General features: G+C 71.0%; 22 protein-coding genes and 1 pseudogene. 15 read left to right on the top strand and 8 right to left on the bottom strand.

Features of this window, described 5'->3' with window-relative positions; all coding sequences use genetic code 11:
* Window positions 1–197 precede the first annotated feature (197 nt).
* Both ACIRPT_RS15140 and ACIRPT_RS15135 read left to right on the top strand, forming a co-directional pair.
* Window positions 198–611, top strand: a complete 414-nt coding sequence (locus ACIRPT_RS15140) for a VOC family protein (RefSeq protein ID WP_403827141.1) — start codon at window positions 198–200, stop codon at window positions 609–611.
* Window positions 612–676: 65 nt separating this feature from the next.
* The gene (locus tag ACIRPT_RS15135) at window positions 677–1036 is read left to right on the top strand and encodes a winged helix-turn-helix transcriptional regulator (protein ID WP_403827139.1); all 360 of its coding nucleotides are present in this window, start codon (window positions 677–679) and stop codon (window positions 1034–1036) included.
* An 84-nt stretch (window positions 1037–1120) separates the two neighbouring features.
* Here ACIRPT_RS15135 and ACIRPT_RS15130 read toward each other — a convergent pair.
* A pseudogene (locus ACIRPT_RS15130) lies at window positions 1121–1288 on the bottom strand (carboxymuconolactone decarboxylase family protein); the annotation flags it as partial.
* A gap of 54 nt (window positions 1289–1342) precedes the next feature.
* Window positions 1343–1762 (bottom strand): VOC family protein, encoded by a 420-nt coding sequence (locus ACIRPT_RS15125; RefSeq protein ID WP_403827905.1) that lies wholly within the window; start codon window positions 1760–1762, stop codon window positions 1343–1345.
* Window positions 1763–1988: 226 nt separating this feature from the next.
* Between ACIRPT_RS15125 and ACIRPT_RS15120 the strand changes: the two genes are divergently transcribed.
* Both ACIRPT_RS15120 and ACIRPT_RS15115 read left to right on the top strand, forming a co-directional pair.
* The gene (locus tag ACIRPT_RS15120) at window positions 1989–2600 is read left to right on the top strand and encodes a TetR/AcrR family transcriptional regulator (protein WP_403827137.1); all 612 of its coding nucleotides are present in this window, start codon (window positions 1989–1991) and stop codon (window positions 2598–2600) included.
* Window positions 2597–2977 carry a VOC family protein gene (locus ACIRPT_RS15115; protein ID WP_403827135.1) on the top strand — a complete coding sequence of 127 codons (381 nt, stop codon included), beginning with the start codon at window positions 2597–2599 and terminating at the stop codon, window positions 2975–2977. Before ACIRPT_RS15120 ends, ACIRPT_RS15115 begins: the two co-directional genes overlap by 4 nt.
* A 31-nt stretch (window positions 2978–3008) precedes the next feature.
* Here ACIRPT_RS15115 and ACIRPT_RS15110 read toward each other — a convergent pair whose 3' ends face one another.
* On the bottom strand, window positions 3009–3995 hold the full coding sequence (locus ACIRPT_RS15110) for an aldo/keto reductase (protein ID WP_403827133.1): 987 nt from the start codon (window positions 3993–3995) through the stop codon (window positions 3009–3011).
* Window positions 3996–4191: 196 nt separating this feature from the next.
* Between ACIRPT_RS15110 and ACIRPT_RS15105 the strand changes: the two genes are divergently transcribed.
* The 3 genes from ACIRPT_RS15105 to ACIRPT_RS15095 all read left to right on the top strand — a co-directional run bounded on the left by ACIRPT_RS15105 (window position 4192) and on the right by ACIRPT_RS15095 (window position 7080).
* Window positions 4192–4914, top strand: coding sequence for a DUF6882 domain-containing protein (locus ACIRPT_RS15105; RefSeq protein ID WP_403827131.1), 723 nt, complete (start codon window positions 4192–4194; stop codon window positions 4912–4914).
* 324 nt (window positions 4915–5238) lie between these two features.
* Entirely contained in the window at window positions 5239–6231 is a 993-nt protein-coding gene (locus tag ACIRPT_RS15100) for a putative protein N(5)-glutamine methyltransferase (RefSeq protein WP_403827129.1), read from the top strand.
* 39 nt (window positions 6232–6270) lie between these two features.
* The gene (locus ACIRPT_RS15095; protein WP_403827127.1) at window positions 6271–7080 is read left to right on the top strand and encodes a maleylpyruvate isomerase family mycothiol-dependent enzyme; all 810 of its coding nucleotides are present in this window, start codon (window positions 6271–6273) and stop codon (window positions 7078–7080) included.
* A 154-nt stretch (window positions 7081–7234) separates the two neighbouring features.
* Here ACIRPT_RS15095 and ACIRPT_RS15090 read toward each other — a convergent pair whose 3' ends face one another.
* Both ACIRPT_RS15090 and ACIRPT_RS15085 read right to left on the bottom strand, forming a co-directional pair.
* The gene (locus ACIRPT_RS15090; protein WP_403827125.1) at window positions 7235–7783 is read right to left on the bottom strand and encodes an NUDIX domain-containing protein; all 549 of its coding nucleotides are present in this window, start codon (window positions 7781–7783) and stop codon (window positions 7235–7237) included.
* A gap of 113 nt (window positions 7784–7896) precedes the next feature.
* Window positions 7897–8448 carry a DoxX family protein gene (locus tag ACIRPT_RS15085; RefSeq protein ID WP_403827123.1) on the bottom strand — a complete coding sequence of 184 codons (552 nt, stop codon included), beginning with the start codon at window positions 8446–8448 and terminating at the stop codon, window positions 7897–7899.
* Between the two features lie 461 nt (window positions 8449–8909).
* Between ACIRPT_RS15085 and ACIRPT_RS15080 the strand changes: the two genes are divergently transcribed.
* Window positions 8910–9569: a TetR/AcrR family transcriptional regulator gene (locus ACIRPT_RS15080; protein WP_403827903.1), complete on the top strand. Its 660-nt coding sequence runs from the start codon at window positions 8910–8912 to the stop codon at window positions 9567–9569.
* Between the two features lie 86 nt (window positions 9570–9655).
* Window positions 9656–11095 (top strand): MFS transporter, encoded by a 1440-nt coding sequence (locus ACIRPT_RS15075; protein WP_403827901.1) that lies wholly within the window; start codon window positions 9656–9658, stop codon window positions 11093–11095.
* 55 nt (window positions 11096–11150) lie between these two features.
* Here the strand turns inward: ACIRPT_RS15075 and ACIRPT_RS15070 are convergent, their stop codons facing one another.
* The gene (locus ACIRPT_RS15070) at window positions 11151–12047 is read right to left on the bottom strand and encodes an NAD(P)-dependent oxidoreductase (protein ID WP_403827121.1); all 897 of its coding nucleotides are present in this window, start codon (window positions 12045–12047) and stop codon (window positions 11151–11153) included.
* A 108-nt stretch (window positions 12048–12155) separates the two neighbouring features.
* Between ACIRPT_RS15070 and ACIRPT_RS15065 the strand changes: the two genes are divergently transcribed.
* The 5 genes from ACIRPT_RS15065 (at window position 12156) to ACIRPT_RS15045 (ending at window position 14998) form a co-directional block, all read left to right on the top strand.
* Window positions 12156–12506: a winged helix-turn-helix transcriptional regulator gene (locus ACIRPT_RS15065; protein WP_403827119.1), complete on the top strand. Its 351-nt coding sequence runs from the start codon at window positions 12156–12158 to the stop codon at window positions 12504–12506.
* Window positions 12507–12714: 208 nt separating this feature from the next.
* Window positions 12715–13335, top strand: coding sequence for a LysE family translocator (locus tag ACIRPT_RS15060; RefSeq protein ID WP_403827117.1), 621 nt, complete (start codon window positions 12715–12717; stop codon window positions 13333–13335).
* Between the two features lie 80 nt (window positions 13336–13415).
* Complete coding sequence (locus tag ACIRPT_RS15055; RefSeq protein WP_403510958.1) at window positions 13416–13859, top strand: helix-turn-helix domain-containing protein; 444 nt, start codon at window positions 13416–13418, stop codon at window positions 13857–13859.
* 32 nt (window positions 13860–13891) lie between these two features.
* Window positions 13892–14512, top strand: coding sequence for a hypothetical protein (locus ACIRPT_RS15050; protein WP_403827115.1), 621 nt, complete (start codon window positions 13892–13894; stop codon window positions 14510–14512).
* 141 nt (window positions 14513–14653) lie between these two features.
* The gene (locus ACIRPT_RS15045) at window positions 14654–14998 is read left to right on the top strand and encodes a DUF2516 family protein (RefSeq protein WP_403510953.1); all 345 of its coding nucleotides are present in this window, start codon (window positions 14654–14656) and stop codon (window positions 14996–14998) included.
* Between the two features lie 25 nt (window positions 14999–15023).
* On the opposite strand, the gene ACIRPT_RS15040 is transcribed toward ACIRPT_RS15045, so the two are convergent.
* Window positions 15024–16388, bottom strand: a complete 1365-nt coding sequence (locus tag ACIRPT_RS15040; RefSeq protein WP_403510950.1) for a PP2C family protein-serine/threonine phosphatase — start codon at window positions 16386–16388, stop codon at window positions 15024–15026.
* 476 nt (window positions 16389–16864) lie between these two features.
* Window positions 16865–17977 carry an NlpC/P60 family protein gene (locus tag ACIRPT_RS15035; RefSeq protein WP_403827112.1) on the bottom strand — a complete coding sequence of 371 codons (1113 nt, stop codon included), beginning with the start codon at window positions 17975–17977 and terminating at the stop codon, window positions 16865–16867.
* 712 nt (window positions 17978–18689) lie between these two features.
* Between ACIRPT_RS15035 and pstS the strand changes: the two genes are divergently transcribed.
* Window positions 18690–19814, top strand: a complete 1125-nt coding sequence (pstS, locus tag ACIRPT_RS15030) for a phosphate ABC transporter substrate-binding protein PstS (protein WP_403827110.1) — start codon at window positions 18690–18692, stop codon at window positions 19812–19814.
* The last annotated feature ends 136 nt before the right edge of the window (window positions 19815–19950 follow it).

The raw sequence follows: 19950 nt of genomic DNA, 5'->3' as shown, positions 1-19950 counted from the left end.
CCCTCCTCGAGCCCGCACCGGAAGCCGATGGGCTCGGAGTCCGCCGGATCCCGGAACAACTCGTTCCCGAAATCACTTGCAACCACTACAGGAAGAGTACTACAAATGGAGCACTACAGCCGGAGTGGTTAGGCGGTTGCGGTCTCGTGCCGCGCCGCCCGACCACCCACGCACGGCACGAACACGAGGAGACCCGTATGCGATTCACCAAACTCGGCACCGCCCTGCTCACCGACGACGTCGCCGCCAGCACCCGCTTCTACACGGACCACTTCGGCTTCCGGCCGCTCGTCGAGCTCGACTGGTACGCCAGCCTCCAGCACCCCCAACACCCCGATTACACCCTCGACTTCACGCAGCGCGGCCACGCGGCGATGCCCGAAGGGTTCCGCGCCCAGGAAACCGGCGGCGTACTCCTCGGCTTCCTGGTGGAGGACGCGGCGGCGGAGGAGGCCGCGCTGCGCGACAAGGGCGTCCACATAGCCGAACCGCTTCGCGACGAACCCTGGGGACAGCGCCGCTTCAACGTCTGGGGCCCCGAGGGCACCCTGATCGAGGTGCTCCAGACCATCGACCCCGACCCTGAATGGATGGCGGCGCAAGGGCTGTGACACCCGTGCGCGCCCGTCCCGCGGATAATTGCCCTCGGCCGGAACGACTTCAGGGGGCATGGGGCATGAGCGCACGCAAGGGTCCGTACGAATGCGGTCTGGACGCCGCCGTGGATGTGATCGGCGGCAAGTGGAAGGTGCTGCTGCTGTGGGCTCTGGCCGAGAGCCCGCGGCGGTTCGGCGAACTGCGCCGGGAGCTGCCGAAGATCAGCGAGAAGGTGCTGGCCCAGCAGCTGCGCGAACTCGAGGCCGACGGCATCGTGCACCGCGATGTCCACGACCAGGTCCCGCCGAAGGTCGAGTACTCCCTCACCGGCCGGGGCGCCTCCCTCAACGAGGCGCTGGCGCCCCTCGGCGCCTGGGGCCGCACCCATATGACGCACCTGGAGGCCACCTTCCCCCGGCGTCACCCGGCGGAGGCCTGACCGCCCTCGCCGGCCCGCCGCGCGCGTCGCGGCGGGCGTTGCCTGCACGCGCATCGGAACGGTCCGGGGCCCACCGGAATTCCGTTACCAGGCCACTTCCCCGGCGACCTGGCGGGTGGTCGGGTTGAGGCGGTTGAAGAGGTTGGTCACGCCGATCCACAGGATCAGGCCGGCCAGTTGCCGCTCGTCGTAGTGGTCGGCGGCGGCGTCCCAGATCGCGTCCGGAACCGGGTCGGACCGGTCCGCCGATTTCCCGGCGCGACCGGAAATCTCCCCGCTACGCGCCCACGCCGCAGGTCACACCCCTTATCCGGGCACCCCCTCGGCCGGCCGCTCCTGCAGCGCCCAGCCGTTCCCGTCCGGATCGCTGAAGTAGACGAACGAGTTCCACGGCTCGCCCGGCCCGTCGGCCATCGCGCCGTTCTCCACATGCTGTACGGGACCGGCCGCCACTCCCCGCTCGACCAACTGCGCCCGGGCCGCCGCGATATCGGAGACGACCAGCTGCAGCCCCTGCACCGACCCCGGCTCCGGCGCCTCGACACCCGCGCCCTCGGCGATGACGATGGAGCAGCCCGACCCCGGCGGCGTCAGCTGCACGATGCGTACGTCCTCGCCGACGCGGGTGTCGTGATCGACGACAAATCCCACCTGCTCGCTGTAGAAGCGCTTCGCCCGGTCGATGTCGGACACCGGAACCGGCACCAGTTCGAGCTTCCAGTCCATGCCCATCACGCGTCGTCCTTCCCTCGAGGCGACGGACAAAAGTGTAGGTAACGGGCGCCGGGTGCGCTCGCGACTCGGATCCGACGGCCAAATCCATTGACGGAGTGAGCACTCACTCCGTACCGTGAATGTCATGACGCCACGAACTTCGGAAACTGCGCAATCCGCGGAATCTGCGGAAACGACGTCCGCCGGCGCGGCCGCGCCCCGCCGCCGCGCCCCGGGCATGAGCATCGACCAGCGCCGGATCATGATCGTGACGGCCGCACTGCCGCTCGTGGCGGAGTACGGCGCGGCCGTCACCACCAGCCAGATCGCGCGCGCCGCCGGAATCGGTGAGGCCACGATCTTCCGGGCGTTCAAGGACAAGGACGAGGTGCTGGACGCCTGCGTCGCGGAGGCCATCGGCACGGACCATGTGCTGCGCGAGCTCGGCTCCATCGACCTCGCGGAACCGCTCGAGATACGACTGACGGAGGCGGCCGAGGCGCTGCATGCCCATCTGGAGCGGGTGGGCGCCGTCGTCGGCTCGCTGCACGCCTCCGGTCACCGCCGCGGGCGCGAGCCCGGCGGCCCCGCCCACCCGGCCGACCGCCCGGCGCCGGACAGCCGGGCGCGGTCCTTCGCCTCCCTGCGCAACGGCGTCATCGACCTGATCGAACCCGACCAGGACAAGCTGCGCCTGCCGCCCGAGAAGGTCGCCGCCGCCTTCCTCGGCCTGCTCTTCACGCGGATGCAGACCCCGGTCGCGGAGGCCGATGCCCCGCTGACGCCGGAAGAGCTCATCGCCGTACTGCTGCACGGCACCCTCAACGCCCCAGGGAAGAGCAGGCAATGACGATCAGCCTCAACCACACCATCGTCCCGGCCGTCGATCACCACGCGGCCGCCCGGTACTTCGCGACGGTCATGGGGCTCGAGGCCCCTTCGAGCAAAGCCGAGAACGGGCGAGGGCGCTTCGCCCCCGTCCGCGTGAACGAAACGCTCACCCTCGACTTCATGACGGTGCCGGACCCCGAAGGCCATCATCTGGCCTTCGACGTCGACCCCGAGACGTTCGACGGAATCCTCGCCCGCATCCGGGCGGCGGGCATTCCCTTCGGCAACCACCCCGCCTCGCCGGACAACGGGCGGACCGACCACCCGCTGTGCGCCCGCGGCCTCTACTTCGGCGACGACTCCCGCAACCTCTACGAGATAATGTCCCCGGCGTGACCGGGCCCGGCGGGCCGTCGGGGTGCCGGGCTCAGCGGCCCACGAACCCCATGCTCGTCTCGTCGTACCGCGTGCCGGCGATCTGACCGGCCGGGGCCGCGGCGTCGATCGCGGCGAGGTCCTCGGGGGACAGCTCCACGTTCAGCGCGCCGAGGTTCTCCTCCAGGTACTTCTCGCGACGGGTGCCCGGGATCGGCACGACATCGTTCCCGCGGTGCTGCACCCAGGCCAGCGCGAGCTGCCCGGCGGTGACCCCCTTCGCGGCGGCCAGCTCGTTGAGCTTGTCCACGATGGCCAGGTTCTGCTCCAGGTTGCCGTCGGCGAAGCGCGGCTGGGAACGGCGGACGTCGGTCTTCTCCAGCCCCTCCACCGAGGTGTAACGCCCGGTCAGGAAGCCACGGCCGAGCGGCGAGAACGGCACCAGCCCGATGCCGAGCTCCCGGCACACCGGCGCGATCTCGTGCTCCAGATCGCGGGTCCACAGCGACCACTCGCTCTGCAGCGCGGCGATCGGATGCACCGCATGCGCCCGCCGGATGGTCGCCGCCCCCGCCTCGGAGAGCCCGAGGTGGCGTACCTTGCCGGCCGCGACGAGTTCGGCCATCGCGCCGACGGTCTCCTCGATCGGCACATCGGGGTCGACCCGGTGCTGGTAGTAGAGGTCGATGTGGTCGACGCCGAGACGGCGCAGCGAGGCGTCGCAGGCCTCCCGTACATACGCGGCGTCACCGCGGATGGCGGTCGGCTCGCCCAGCCGGTTGGCGAAGCCGAACTTGGTCGCCAGCGTCACCTCGTCCCGCCGCCCTGCGATGGCCCGCCCGATCAGCTCCTCGTTGTGCCCCGCACCGTAGAAGTCGGAGGTGTCCAGCAGGCTGACGCCGAGGTCGAGCGCCCTGTTGATGGTGGCGATCGACTGCGCGTCGTCCGAGTTCCCGTAACCGTGGCTCATCCCCATGCATCCGAGCCCCTGCGCGAAAACCGCCAACTCACCAAGCTGACGTGTGGAATTGTCCGTCATGCTGCCGCCTCCAGGCGCCGTACCGAGGATGGATCCCGGGCGGTCCCCGTGATCACGTTCCAAACGGTAGGAGTTGAAGCGCACTCGAAGTCAACAGGCAGCAGGACGGCGGGCCGCATCCCCGAGACCCCTCACTCCCCTCACTCCCCTCAGCCACCTCAGCACCACTCACCACACCGGCCACTAGGGTCACCTCATGGACTCGAACTCGCCGCCACCAACCGCCACTTCCCCCTTTAGCGAGGCCTTCGTACGGGTCGCCGAACCGCACGCCGCCTGGGCCGCGGAGCAGCTGGAAACGTTCAACGCCTTTATGCCGAGCGGGCCGTGGAACGCCGATCTCGACCGGCGGCTCTACCAGCAGGGCGGCCGCGACCTGCGGATATCCATCCTGGGCAGCTATGACGAGTCCGATGGCTCATGGCTGTGGGGCTGGGCCAACCCCGGCTTGCAGGGCACCCCGGCGGTCGGTGCGGCTCAGTCGTTGCGGCAGTTCGGGCAGGCACACGGCGTGCGCGAGTTCACCGAGGAGGCCCTCGGCCTGTCCGGGTGCGGTGACCCGCGGATGGCCGTGGAGACTCTCGCCTTCGCCGCGATGGGCGTACTCGGCGCGGCCGGCTACATAGGCGTCCAGGCCTCCCCCGACGCCCGGCTGTACATGGTCCCCGACGATCCGCAGGTGCCGCTGGCCGCGCCCGACCCGGTGACCCTGCCGCGCATGCTGCTCACCGGCGCGGGAGTTCATCCGGGCGGCTCGGCCCGGTCGGTGGTCTCCGGCTACTTCGCACGACACCGGCTTCCGCAGCGCCCCGGCTCCGGCCGGATCAGCGCCGAACTGCCCAACGGCAGCACGGCCGATGTCTCCTTCGACGACGCCGGCCGCATCGCCTCCGTCGAGGTCGGCGCCATCGGAGCGTAGGCGAGAGGAATGGCCAGAGGAACGGTAAGAGGAATGGCAAGAGGAACGGCGAGAGGACCCGCAAGAGGAGTGCGCGAAGGCATCGCGGCCCGTACTGGCGGGCCGTCAGGAATCGACGACAGCGACGCTCCCGGCGCGGTCCCGCCCGCCCTCGGGTACTCTTGCCGTCCCAACAAGGGATCGACCAAGGAGGTGAGACCGATTTCCCGCCAGATCAGGCAGGTGCTCCCGTCTCACGCCGCACGGTCCACCGGACTCAGGTGACTGTCCGGCACAAGTGACCCGGGAGCGCCCATCGGCGTCCCGAAAGGCTCACAGGCTCGTATGCCGACCCAGCGTTCCTCACTCAGCTCGACCCGCGGCGCATCGCACGGCTCCTCCCGCGTCTCAGCAGGCAACGCCGCACCCCACGCGTCATCCCCCTCCCCGCTCGGCTCCTCTCCCTTTCCCGCGGCTGCCTCGTCGGCCTCCGCGTCGGCCGGCTCCATAGCCGTCCCGCCGGCCCTCGCCCGCCCCGCCGTCATCGCCAGGCTCCGCGCCGCGGGCTGTGTCTTCGCCGAGGACGAGGCGGAGTTGCTCGTCTCCGCGGCCCGCACCCCGGCCCAGCTCGCCACCATGGTGGAACGGCGGTCCCTCGGACTTCCCCTCGAACACGTCGTCGGCTGGGCGGAGTTCCACGGACTGCGAGTGACCGTGGACCCCGGCGTCTTCGTGCCCCGCCGGCGCACCGAATTCCTCGTCGGCCGGGCCGTCGCCCTCGGCCGCCGGGCGGCCCGCGCCACACCGGACCGTACGGTCGTCGTCGATCTGTGCTGCGGCTCCGGCGCGGTGGGCGCCGCGCTGGGCACGGCGCTGGACCGGGTCGAGCTGTACGCGGCCGATATCGAACCCGCGGCGGTGCGCTGCGCCCGCCGCAATATCGGCGCCGTCGGCGGCGAGGTGTACGAGGGCGACCTCTTCGCCCCGCTGCCCGCCGCGATCCGGGGCCGTATCGACGTCCTGGTGGCCAACGTCCCGTACGTACCGTCCGAGGAGGTCGGCCTGCTCCCCGCGGAGGCCCGCGAGCACGAGCCGCTGGTGGCGCTCGACGGCGGCGCGGACGGGCTCGACGTACTGCGCCGGGTGACCGCCGCGGCGCCACAGTGGCTGGCGCCCGGCGGCCATCTGCTCGTCGAGACCAGCGAGCGCCAGGCCGACCGCGCCGTCGAAACCTTCGCCCGCAACGGACTGATCCCCCAGGTGGCGGTGTCCGACGAGTGGTACGCCACGGTGATCATCGGGACGAGACCGCGACGAGGGCGCGACCACCGGCAATAAAGAACGGCGCCCCGCGCCGCCCGGGGCTACCGTGACGGCATGCCTTCGACGAGCCTGAGCTTCGCGCGCCACTGCACCGAAATCGTCGCGCAGACCGACATGTTGAGGTCCGTCGTCGAACGCGCAGACCTGACGACGCCGGTGCCCGGCTGCCCCGACTGGACCCTCGGCCAGCTGCTGCGGCACCTCGGCGGGGCACACCGCTGGACCGAGACGATCATCCGGACCCGGGCCACGCGGGAGGTCTCCGACGCCCAGGTCAATGACGTCTTCGGCTTCCACGACGAGGATCCCGCCGCGCTCGGCGCCTGGCTCGCCGAAGGCGCCGAGCAACTGGCGGACGCATTGCGCGCGGCCGGACCGGACGCCGAGGTATGGACCGTGGTGCCCGGCGGCACCCCGGAGTTCTGGGCGCGCCGTATGACCCATGAGACGGTCGTCCACCGGGCCGATGCGTCGTTCGCCGTCGGCGCGGAATTCGCCGTCGACGCCGCGGTCGCCGTCGACGGCCTCGACGAGTGGATGGCCTTCGGCTCACTCGCTCAGGTGCTGGAGACCAAGCCGGAGATGTACGACCTGCTGGGCCGCCCCACCAGCACCCTCCACTTCCACGCGACCGACACCGCGCCGCAGGCCGCGGCGGAATGGCTGATCGACCTCACGGGCGACACCATCACCTGGCGCCGCGCCCACGAAAAGGCCGCCGTCGCGGTCCGCGGCCCCGTCGCCGACCTGCTGCTGCTCGTCTACGGCCGACGCCGCCCGCACGGCGACGGCATCGAGATCCTGGGCGATGCACGGCTGCTGGATGCCTGGCTGGACGGCGTGAGCTTCTGGCTCAAGGAGTGACCCCCGCGGGCCCTCCTCGACCAGCGGCCTCTGATGACGGCACGGGGGACGCCGGATGACGGCTTGCCCCCCCGGCGACGGCTTGCCCCCGGCGACGGGACACCGCCGGCCGTACGGCATCACCGCGTACGGGATCACCACCGACCGCACGACATCACCGCCATACATAGGTGTCGTCCGTGACGGCCTCCAGCGCCGCGTCGGCGACGGCGGCACGCGCGTCCGGGAGCGCGGCGAGCGCCGGCCCGAGCGGGGGAAAGATGTGCAGCTCGGCCGTCTTGCGATAGTCGATCCACTCGATCACGCCGACGTCCTGAGACCCGTCGGGCAACGCGTCGTACTCCTCGGTGGCCAGGCCGGCGCGTACGGCCTCGGCGATGTGCAGCCGGTGGACCAGATGCAGCTTGCGCGGCGACGGAGCCGGCCCCGGCCGGCGGACCATCTGATCGACCACCCACAAGAGCCCGCCGTCCTCGGCCCGGTCGATGTCGAGGGCAAGTTCCTCCGCCAGCTCGCGGCGCAGCGCACCCGGAAGGCTCTCGCCGGACTCGACGTTGCCGCCGGGCACGCTGTAGAGGGGCCCGGCGGGCCGGTCACGGCGGATGAGGGCGACCTCATCGCCGCAGAACACCAGCGCGGCAGTACGGATCTTGATGCGGGAGAAGGGCAGCGCCGAGTCGGCGGCGTCCGGGGTGGCCGTCATGCCGCCATGGTGCCGCTCGCCACGCCCGTCGTGCAGGCATCACCTCGCTCGGGCATCACGTCACGCGGGCATCACGTCACGCGGGCATCACCTGGGCAAGCAATCAATGACGGCTAGATGAGCAGGACAATGGCGGCGCCGACACCCCCCGCAAACAGGGCGAAGGCCGCCTCACCCCAACCGCCCTTCCCCCAGCGGAACGGCCGGTCCAGGGAGAGCCGGCCGGGGCCGGTGGCGGCGATGGCGAGGGCGACGACCGCGATGCAGACGTTGTACTCCGTGCCGCCGCTGATCGCCCACAGGCCGTGCGCCGCGGTGACGGTGACCATGGCGTTGATCATCACGCCGATCAGGGCGGCGGCCGCCAGCGGGGTCAGCAGCCCCAGCGCCAGGCCGAGGCCGCCGAGGAACTCGGACGCGCCGCCGATCACGGCGTAGACCTTTCCGGGGTGATAGCCCAGCCTGGAAAATCCCCCGGCGGTTTCCGACAGACCGCCGCCGCCGAACATCCCGAAAAGCTTCTGGGCGCCGTGTCCCGCCATGAGCAGGCCGAAGGTAATCCGGACAAGAAAGAGACCGCAGTCGCCGGCGGACGCCAACGGCTGCGCCGAGGCGTCGGCCGAGGGCGTGGGTGAGGCGCGCAGTCGCTCAGCGATGCGTTTCATCGGGAGCTCTCTTCTGCGCCGAGGTCCCCGGGCGGAGCCGACCGGCCGCTCAAGGAACCGGCAGATCGGGTGGTGCAGTCACGCGGTGTTGCCCCTCGCGTGCGAGGCGCGGAGGGTCACCACACTGCCGGGGCGGCGGCCAGGACGCAGTGGGGCAGGCAATGGGGCGGGCAATCGTGCCGAAATTCAGCCGGAGTAACGCCGCAGGCTCACGCGCACTCACACGCTCACGCGCACACCCACGCCACCGTTTTCCGCGCCGGTCCTGGTTCTCGCGGCGGACCGGCCGGGCCGCCGGTCTTTCTCGTTATGAAATATGTCGGCTTGGGGTGCTCACATCGTCATTCCTTTCCCTTCAGCCTCTCACGCCGACCCCGTGGCGCGGGAGTACGCCGACCGGCCGGTGGAGTGCCGTAGACACTGTCTACAACCTCTGGTAGACAGTGTCTATGACCAAGCCGATGTCCACGCCCGCGCCGACACCCGCACCCCCGCCCCTCCCCGGCAGCGACGACAAGGAAGCGGGCCTGCGCGCCCGGCTGGTGGACGTCGGCGTCGACCTCGTCACCCGAGAGGGAATCCAGGCGCTGTCCCTGCGCGAGATCGCCCGTCAGGCCGGCGTCTCCCACGGGGCGCCGCGGCGCTACTTCCCGACCCACCTGTCCCTGCTGTCCGCCATCGCCCGCCGGGGCTTCGCCGACCTCGCCGCCAAGGTCACCGACGCGCTCGCCGACGGCGACCGGGACACCCGGCAGGCCGCTCGCGCCCAACTCCTCCAGCTGAGCGGGGTCTACCTCGACTTCGCCCTCACCCACCGCGGCATGTATGAGCTGATGTTCCGTCACGACCTGCTGGAGAGCAACGAACTGGGCCTGCGGGACACCAGCCTGCCGCTCTTCGACACACTCGTCCGGCTCGTCACCCGGGCGCGACCGCCATCGGACGCGGAGCCGGCCGCGACACCGGCGGTCGTCGCGGGCGCGCTGTGGGGGAACCTGCACGGCATCGCCCAGCTGTGGGGCTGGGGCAGCCTCCCCCTCGCCACCGGCGCCGACACCGTCGAACCGCTGCTCCGCGCCGCGCTCGACGCCCACCTCGGACCGGATGCGGCGGACCGGTGACCCCCACACCCCACGCCGAGCACCGACGCGAAGCCCACCCCGAGAACCCTCCCGAGAACGCCCCTCGGCGCCCCCGCCACCGGCGCCTGGCCCTCGCCGGCAGCATCATCGGAGCCGTGATCGTCGCCCTCGACGGCACCGTGCTGACCGTCGCCCAGCCCTCCCTGCAACGAGACCTGCACGCCTCCTTCGTCCAGGTCCAGTGGACCAGCACCGGCTACCTCATCGCCGTGGCCGCCCTGCTCGTCTTCGCGGGCCGGCTCGGCGACCGGTACGGCCACCAACGGGTCTTCGCCCTCGGCATCCTGGGCTTCGGCGCCGCCTCGGCGGGGATCGCCCTGGCGCCCGGCGTCGGCTGGGTGATCGCCCTGCGCATCGTCCAGGGAATCTTCGGCGCGCTGCTGCAACCGGCCACCCTGGGCATGCTGCGCGCCACGTACCCGCCCGACGAAATCGGCATGCCCATCGCGCTCCGGACGAGCGCCATCGGGCTGGCCGCCGCCGCGGGCCCGGTCATCGGCGGCGCCCTGACCGCCCGCCTGGGCTGGCAGTCCGTCTTCCTCCTCAACGTCGCACCCGCGCTCGCCATCGGCGTACTGGCGCTGCTCGTACGGATACCGACACTCGCACGGATACCGACACCCCGTCAGACCGCGTCCGCCACCCGTCTCGACCTGCCCGGTGCCTGCCTGCTCGCGACCGCCCTGGCGTGCCTGGTGCACACCCTCGTCGGCATACCGGAATCCGGCTGGACGGCGACGACCGCGCTGGGACTCGTCGCGGCGACGGCGGCAGGCATCGCGTTCGTCCGGCACGAACGCCGCACGACGAGCCCACTGGTGCCGCCCGCCGTACTCGGCTCGGCAACCGTCGCCTCGGCGCTCGGCGTCCTCCTCTCCGCATCGGCGGCGATGTTCGGCACGCTGTTCGTCGCCACCTACTTCCTCCAGGACGTCCTCGCCCTCGACCCGCTCCAGAGCGCTCTGCGTGTGCTCCCCCTGGCCGCGATGATGGTGCTGAGCGCGCCCGCCTCGGCCGTACTGCAACGCCGGCAGGGCCCCCGCCGGACGACCGCCGCGGCGATGGCCCTGCTCGCCGTCGGCATCCTGCTCCTCTCCCGCCTCGACCAGTCGTCGTCGGCGGTGGCGATCGGCGGCGGGTTCCTCTTGCTGGGCGCCGGTTTCGGCACGGTGATGGTGACCGCGACGGCCGTCATCGTCCGCCACGCCTCCGTGGCCGACGCCGGGGTGGCCGGCGGCCTCCAGCAGACCGCCATGAACATCGGCCCGGCACTCGGCGTCGCCGCCGCGACCATGCTGGTGACCCTCGCCGCACCGAGCGGCGCGGGACACCCGCCGGCACCCGGCGACGGTCCCCACTGGAGCGGCCCGGCCTTCACCTCGGCCATGGGCACCACCCTCACAGCCCTCGCGGCCGTCGCCGCCGCCGGCGCCCTGCTTGCCGTCAGACTCCCCGGCCGGACCGCCCGGCGACGCGCCGAGCCCCCCTCGGCATCCGCCGCCTGACCACCCGCCCGCCCACAAGACGCCGGCGAACCTGCCTGCCTACCGGCCTGCCCACCTACCCGCGGCCGAGGACCTCGGCGATCCGGATGAACCCGTCCGCGCCGTGCCCCCGCCCGATGGCGCGACGGGCCATGCCCTCGGCCGCGCGCATCACGCCCGCGTCGATGCCATGGGCCTCGGAGGTGTGGACGATATGCGCCATGGACGACACCGCCGAGGTGAGCGGATTGCCCTCGCCGGAGAAGCCGCCGTCGTCCGCTTCCGCCGCGGTCTCTTCGAAGAGCGGCGGCAGGATCGCGCCGATGCCCTTGGCGAACGGTGCCAGCTCGCGCGCGGTGACACCCTCCGCCCGCGCCACCGCCAGGGCGTGCGCATAGCCCGCCATCGCGGTCCAGAAGATGTCGAGCAGCGCGATGTCGTAGGCCGCCGCCCGGCCGATCTCCTCGCCGAGGTGGGTGTGGGTGCCGCCCAGCGCGTCCAGTACCGGGCGGTGCTCCCGGTAGAGCTCTTCCGGGCCGCTGTGGAGGAACACCGCGGCCGGCGTTCCGATGGTGGTGGTCGGCGTCATGATCGCGCCGTCCAGGTACCGGATGCCGTGCCCGGCCGCCCAGTCCGCGGTGTCCCGGGCCCGGTTCGGGGTGTCGGCGGTCAGGTTCACGACGGTGCGCCCCTTGAGCGCACCGGTGACCGCGTCGCGCCGCAGAATGGCGTCCGCCGCGTCGTAGTTCACCACGCAGACCACGGTCAGCCCGCTCGCGGCGACCGCCTCCTCGGCCGATCGCGCGCCGACCGCCCCCCGCCCGGCCAACTCCCGGTCCCGTCCGGGCGTCCGGTTCCAGACCGTCGTCCGCAGACCGGCATTCAGAAACGCACCGGCCAGCGCCCGGCCCATCGGCCCCAGCCCGAGCACGGTGACGGAGGACTGTTCGGAGTGCATGGACGCACTGGACATGAGCTCAACTCCCTTGAAATAACATCAAAAACAACGAAGAGAAAACGAAGAGAAACAGAAAGCCGCAGCGGAAACAGAAACCGGAACGGGAAAAGGAACGGGACGCAGATGACACGCAGTCGTGCCCAGGACCCGAATGTCTGCGGAGTGACCGCCGCGATCGCCGTGATCGACGGCAAGTGGAAGACGGCGCTGCTCTGGCTGCTGGAGTCCGGCCCGCAGCGCCCCGGGGAGCTGCGCCGGCAGCTGCCCGGCCTCAGCGAGAAGGTGCTGACGCAGGCGCTCCGCGAAATGGAGACGGACGAACTCGTGCACCGGGAGGTGCACGATGTGCTGCCGCTGAAGACCGAGTACTCCCTGACCGCCTTCGGCCGCGAGCTCTCCGAGGCGCTGGGCCCCGTTTCCGACTGGGGCCACCGCCGCCTGGCAAAGCTCGCCGAGGCCCCCTCGGCCTCCTGACGCAAACGCCTCCGTCCCCTCCGCGTCCGGCGGCCCGCCGGCCGCCCGTCACCAGATTCGCCCGCTCGTCATCCGCTGCCAAGTACCCACAAAAAAGTGGGTACTACGGGCATCGGCACGCGCCATGTCGCGGGAGATCCCGGCGCCGGTTTCACGCGGTCGCGCCCGCCGGCCGGAGTGGCCGCGTACGGAATGCGAGACTGAACCCATGTTCGTACAGTTCCTTGCCGCGGCCGGCGTGCTCGCCGTGCTGACCATGGTTCCCGGTCCGGACATGGCGGTGACGACGAAACGCGCCCTCACCTCAGGCTGGCGGGACGGCCTGCGGACCGTCGGCGGCATCACGGCGGGGCTGCTCGCCTGGGGCGTGCTCACGGTGGTGGGCCTGGCCGCGGTGCTCGCCGCCTCCGCGACGGCCTACACCCTCGTCAAGCTGGCCGGAGCGTTCTACCTGGCGTTTCTCGGCGTCCAGGCGCTGTGGAACAGCCGGCGCGGGCGCGCGGAGGCTTCGCCGGCGAGCGCGCCGCCCCAGGCGGGCAGCGCCTGGCGGTCCGGGTTCGTCAGCAATGTCTTCAACCCGAAGATCGCCGTCTTCTACACCGGCTTGCTGCCCACCCTCGCCCCCTCGGGCCTCCCCCCGCAGGCCGGCATGGCGCTCCTGGTGCTGCTGCATGCGGCCCTTACGTTCCTCTGGCTCGGCAGCTATGTGATGGTGCTGGCCAGGGCCCGCGCGTTCTTCGAGAAGCCCGCCGTACGCAGGGCCATGGACCGTGTCACCGGCGTCGTCCTGATCGGCTTCGGCGTGAAGGTCGCCACGGCTCAGCCCTGAGCGGCCCGCCGCGCCAAACACACCCCCACTTTTGCTAGCGCTTGCTTGCAATAGTTAGCACTACCGTGCAGTATCGAGTCATGGCATCACTCAACGTCGGCAATCTCGGTGAGTTCCTGCGGGAGCAGCGGCGCACGGCGCAGCTGAGCCTGCGGCAGCTCGCGGATGCCGCGGGGGTGTCCAACCCGTATCTCAGCCAGATCGAGCGCGGCTTGCGCAAGCCGAGTGCGGAGATCCTGCAGCAGCTGGCCAAGGCGCTGCGGATCTCCGCCGAGACGCTGTACGTCCAGGCCGGGATCCTCGATGAGCGACAGGGGCTGGACGGGGTCGAGGTGCAGACCGCGATACGCACCGATCCGTCGCTGAACGAGAAGCAGAAGCAGGTCCTGCTGCAGATCTACGAGTCCTTCCGCAAGGAGAACGGGCTCGGGAGCAGCGCGGACCGCACTGCGAACGGGCATGAGAACGGGCGCGGTTCGGACTCCCCAGAGTCAGAGGCCGACGGCGGCCCGCACGCCACCTGAGCAACCGATTTCGTTTCCAGGAGGAAGAACGCATGGCCATCACCGATGACCTCCGCAAGACCGTCACCGACGCGACCCCGCTGTACGCCCTGGCCGGTGCCGCCGACCTGGCCGCCGAAAAGCTCGGCGAGGTGCCGGCCTTCGTCGAGAAGATCCGCGCCGAGGCGCCCAAGCGCTTCGAGGCGGTACGGGCCACCGACCCCAAGGACGTACAGGACCGGCTCGCCAAGCAGGCCAAGGACGCTCAGGAGAAGCTGACCGAGCTGCTGGGTTCGCTGGACGGTGACCTGAAGAAGCTCCGCGACCAGGCACAGGACATCGCGCTGCAGGGCCTGGGCCGGGCCGCCGAGGCCGCCGTGCAGGTGCGGGAGACCTACGACGAGCTGGCCGAGCGGGGCCGCGGCGCGGTGGACAGCTGGCGCGGACAGACCGCCGACCACGTCGAGGAGCTCGCGGTGGCGATCGAGCCGGAGTCGACCACGAAGTCCGAGCCCCAGTCGCAGTCGGCGGCGAACCACAACTCGGCCGCGGGCAGGGCCACCACCGCGAACGGCACGAAGACCGCGGACGGCAGGCCGGCCGGAGCGAAGAAGACCACTCCCCCGGCGCGCAAGCCGGTGGCGAAGAAGACCACGCCCCCTGCCGCCAAGTGACTTCCGTCACCTTGCGCTGAGCGGGGTCGGGCCGGGCACACTTCGGGTGCCCGGCCCGTTGGGTACGGTGGGTCCGCAACAGGGCCGTAAGAGGCCGGGCCGCAAGAGGCTCGGGCCGGTAGAGCGACTGGTGGTGCAAGCGTGCTGTTGTACGGGTTTGGAGAGTTTCTGTACTGGGTGCAGATGGCTCTGGGCGTGTACGCCGCCGTGATGCTCATCGATTCCGCGGTGCACCGCGAGGACGCCTACCGCGCGGCCAACAAGCAGAACAAGGGCATGTGGCTGATCTTCCTCGGCCTGGCCACGGCGGCGCTCTTCCTGCTGCCCTTCGACGCGTTCGTGCCGATCCTCGGCCTGATCGCCGTGATCGTCTACACCGTGGACGTCCGGCCGGCGCTCCGCCAGGTCGCCGGCGGCGGCCGGGGCCCGCGCCGCGGCGGCTCCAGCTCCGACGGTCCGTACGGGCCGTACAACGGCGGCCGGTAACCCCCCGGGGGCACCGGCCTCGGCCCTACCGCCGGTCCAGCAGCAGCACGGCCACGTCGTCCGTCAGCTCGCCGCCATTGAGATCGCGCACTTCCCGCACCGAGGCATCCAGCAGCTCCTCGCCGCGCAGACCGGCCGCCATCTGGCGGCTGACCAGGTCGGTCATGCCGTCCTGGCCCAGCCGCTGATTGCCCTTGCCGATCCGGCCCTCGATCAGGCCGTCGGTGTACATCATCAGGCTCCAGGAGCCGCCCAGCTCGACCTGCCGGCGCGCCCAGCGGGCGTTGGGCAGCAGCCCGAGCGCCGGGCCGCCGAATTCGTACGGCAGCAGGCGCGGCGGCCGTCCCGCGCGGGCCAGCAGCGGCGCGGGGTGGCCGGCCAGGCACAGGCCGGCGCGGCGGCCGTCCGGGGAGATGTCGACGGTGCACAGGGTCGCGAAGATCTCGTCGTCCGAGCGCTCGTGCTCCAGCACCTTCTGGAGGGTGGCGAGCAGCTCGTCACCGCACAGCCCGGCGAAGGTCAACGCCCGCCAGGCGATGCGCAGTTCGACGCCGAGGGCGGCCTCGTCCGGGCCGTGGCCGCAGACATCGCCGATCATCGCGTGAACCGTGCCGTCCGGGGTGCGGACGGTGTCGTAGAAGTCGCCGCCGAGCAGCGCGCGGCTGCGGCCGGGGCGGTAGCAGGCGGCGAACCGCAGATCGGAGCCGTCGAGGAGGGGCGTCGGCAGGAGACCGCGCTCGAGGCGGGCGTTCTCCTGGGCGAGCATCCGCGATTCGGTGAGCTGGCGCTGGGCGAGATCGGCGCGTTTGCGTTCGACGGCGTAGCGCACGGCGCGGCTGAGCACGGCGCCGTCCAGCTCGTCGCGGAAGAGGTAGTCCTGGGCGCCGACCCGTACGGCATCGGCGGCCCGCTCCGCGTCCGTCTCCGAAGTGAGGACGAGGACGGCCTGCCCGGTCGCCATCCGCAGCACCTCACGCAGCGCGCCGAGCTCGTCACCGGGGCAGTCGGCGTCGGCCGCATCGCACTCGGTGTGCTCGGGCGGGGCCAGGTCGAGCAGGATGCAGTGCACATCGTCGGTGAGCAGGCGCTCGGCCTCGGTGAGGTTGCGGGCGGTGCGCATCCGGACCCTGCGGCCGGCCCAGTCCCACATGTCGGGGATGGGGCTGTTGGGGTCCTCGCCGATGAGGAGCAGGATCAGACCCTGGGGCAGCGCGCCCTGATCGTCGGAGGCGAGGCCATCGTCCGCCACCGGGGCGCCGGCGTCCTGGAGGGAGGCATCGCCCGTCGCCGGTGCGACGGCCTCCTGCGCGGCGTCCGCGCAGGCGTCATCCACCGGTCCTGCCTGTTGCGGCAGCACGGCCGTCCGCTGGTGCGGTACGGGTACGGGCATTCCTCAGTTCCTTCCCTCCCCCCGAGGGTGCGGCGGCGCGCCGAGCGGCGCGCCACCGTGCCCGGATTTGGCTGCCGCTCTTCGGTCACATGAGCGAGGCACTACCGGGCACTGAGAGGCGACCATAGCGTCAGTGCCGAGCGGTTTGGAATGGCCGATGGCAATCGGCCAAAGTCATATGCGGCACCTCATCTGCGATTTGGCGCGCGGCGGGAGGAAAGCGGAATGACGAACATCACCCCGCCTGACCGAATCCTGACCCTGCGCGGTTACCCGCCGTTAACCGGCCGATACCGATCAATCCGGTCATTCACCCAGTGGCCCAGGTCACGAGACGGGGCTCCTATCGGCCATATGGCCGCCGACAGCGGTAAGGGCGTTCCCGTTCCCCCGGCCGCACCGACTTCTCCGACTTCCCTCGGCGCCCGTCCCGACTCCGCTCGGCTTATGCCGGCGCTTTCGGCCGCTCGCCGCCGCTACCGGTCCGCGTCACGGTCGGATTCGGCATCCGGCCGCACGACGCCCAGGATCGGCATCGAGCCCGCCCCGGTGATCGTCACCTGCCGGCCCGGCCGCGGAGCATGCACGATCGCGCCGTCGCCGATGTACATCCCGACATGGCTGGCGTCCGAGAAGTAGATGATGAGGTCCCCGGGCCGCATGTCCTTGATCGCGACCCGGTGCAGCTGCCGCCACTGCTCCTGCGAGGTCCGCGGAATCGTCGTGCCGCCGGCCTGCCACGCCCGCAGCGTCAGTCCGGAACAGTCAAAGGTGTCCGGCCCCTCGGCACCCCATACATAGTCCTTGCCGATCTGTGCCGTGGCGAACGAGATCGCCCTTTTCCCGAAGCGGGAGGCTTTGTTGCTGATCTCCTCCAGCACGCCGGAGTCGAGCCATTTCTGCTGCTTGAGGAACGCCCGCTCATCCTCCAGCTTCTTCAACCGGTCCTTTTCCTTGGCGGCCAGCCGGGATTCGAGTTTCTTCGCCGCGTCGATCTTTTTCTTGATGTCGCGCTGCGCGCTTTCCTTCTTCTTGCGGTTCGCCTCGAGCCGCTCCCAGCGGTCCGTCGCGTCCTCTGAATACCCCTCCAACTCGCCCTTTGTTCTGGAGAGTTGAGCGATCACACCCTTGGCGGCCTGCTGCGCCTTACGGACCAGGGTGGCATCGTCGAGAAATCCGCCGGAGTCGGCGCCCAGCATCAGCTTGGCCTCGGAGGGCATTCCGCCGCCGCGGTACTGCGCGCTGGCGAGCGCGCCCGCCTGACGCTTGAGGGCGGCCAGCTTCTGCTGGGTGCGGTCGATGTTCCGGGCCAGCTTGACGATCTCTTTCTGCTGGAGCTCGACCTGCTCCTTGGCCCCGTTATAGGCGTCGGTGGCCTTCTCCGCCTTGCGGTAGAGATCGTCGATCTTCTTCCGTACGTCCTCGAGGTGCTTGAGCGACGCCTCGGCGGAATCCGTCCCCCGCCCTGACTCCCGTCCCGTTCCCTGTTTCGCGCCCCGCTTCTCCCCCGGCTTCGGATCCGCGTACGCGGCGGACGCCGTCCCGCCCAGCAGCCCCATCGCGCACAGGACCACCACCGTGCACGCCACGACCCGGCCGCTCCGTACAGCGCCGTGGTCCCCATTGCCCCGTACGCCCCGAACGCCCTGCCGTGCCCCCTGGCTCCCCACCAGCCACCTCCGGTCGTTCCGCACCGATTCGCGTGTTGTTCGTCTCCCGCGCGGATGCTGCCATACCAACCGGTAATTCAACAGGGCGACGGGCCGTTCCGTCCGGGTCCATGGCCCGCAGGGGCGCGGGAGCGGCGGTGCACCGGGTACTCGGGGGAATGCGCGAAGCGATTCACCCAAGGCCCGCCGCGCAACGGCCCGCGCCACGGCGGGACATTGCCGCCCCGTTGGACGCGCGGCACTCCCGTTCCGTTCCCTTCCGCGACGACCCGGGCCGCCAGATCGGCAACCGCGGCCGGACCGGCGACCGGGCGGGCAACCAGGCAGGCGATCACACCCCACGGCGCACGCATGCTCGATGGCTAGGCCCCTATGTGCCGCAATGACCGAACGTTTTCGGACACTCTCGGGCGCCCGCCCCCATCCGATGGCCGAGGTTCACCTTGCGTTCACTCCTCTCCATCGGCCGCTTCACCTGATCTGCCTAATTTCGGCCGTGCCGAGTGCGCGTCACGCCCAGATGGCAAGCGCGCCACGGCGGACCGACGCTGGAAGTTGCGCTGGTCACCTCACCCTCATAGCTCCCCAGCACGCCGGTGAAGCGGCGCGCCCCAGGAAGGAACTCTCGACAGTGAAGCTTCAGCGCAAGAACCGGGTTCGCGCCCTCGCCGTTGGCGCTCTCGCCGTCTCCGGTGCCCTGGCCCTGACGGCGTGCGGCTCCGACGACACCAGCGGCTCCAGCGGTGGCGGCGGTGCCGCCAAGGCCGCGAACATCAAGTGTGAGGGCAAGGGCAAGCTGCTCGCGTCCGGCTCCTCCGCGCAGAAGAACGCCATGGACGTGTGGGTCCAGAGCTACGCCGGCGCCTGCAAGGGCACCGAGATCAACTACCAGCCCACCGGCTCCGGCGCCGGCGTGACCACCTTCCTCCAGGGCCAGACCGCCTTCGCGGGCTCCGACTCGGCGCTCAAGCCCGAGGAGATCGCGAAGTCGAAGAAGCTCTGCAAGGGCGGCCAGGCGATCGACCTCCCGATGGTCGGCGGCCCGATCGCGGTCGGCTACAACGTCCCCGGCGTGGACAACCTCGTCCTGGACGCCCCCACCCTGGCGAAGATCTTCGACTCGAAGATCACCAAGTGGAACGACGCCGCCATCAAGAAGCTGAACCCGGGCGCCAAGCTCCCGGACCTCAAGATCCAGGCGTTCCACCGCTCCGACGACTCCGGTACGACGGACAACTTCACCAAGTACCTCAAGGCCGCCGCCCCCGGCGACTGGAAGCACGAGCCGGCCAAGAAGTGGGAGGGCACCGGCGGCCAGGCGGCCTCCGGCTCCTCCGGCGTCTCCTCGCAGGTCAAGCAGACCAGCGGCGCGATCTCGTACTTCGAGCTGTCCTACGCCACCGCCGGCAAGATCCCCACGGTCAAGCTGAACACCGGCGCCAAGGCCCCGGTCGAGGCCACCGTCGACAACGCCTCCAAGGCGATCTCCGAGGCCAAGCCGGCCGGCGAGGGCAACGACCTGGCCCTGAAGCTCAACTACACCACCAAGGCCGAAGGCGCGTACCCGATCACCCTGGTGACGTACGAGATCGCCTGCGACAAGGGCAACAAGGCCGACACCCTGCCCGCCACCAAGTCCTTCCTGACCTACGTCTCCAGCGAGGACGGCCAGAAGGCCCTCAAGGCGCTCGGCTACGCCCCGCTGCCCACCGAGATCGCCGACAAGGTCCGCAAGACCGTCGCCACGCTCTCCTGACCTACCGGGCGGGGGGGGGGGCCCCCCCGGGGGGGGCCCCCCCCCGGGGGGGGCCCCCCCCCCCCCGGCCCCCCCCCCCCCCCCCCCCCCCGGGAAAACCAAAAAAAAAACCCCAAACAAAAACCAACCCCCCCCC

Source organism: Streptomyces sp. NPDC101227 (genome assembly GCF_044767545.1).
Lineage (GTDB): Bacteria > Actinomycetota > Actinomycetes > Streptomycetales > Streptomycetaceae > Streptomyces.
The sequence above is the reverse complement of the archived record's forward strand: the minus strand, read 5'-3'. Positions and strand labels throughout refer to the sequence as shown.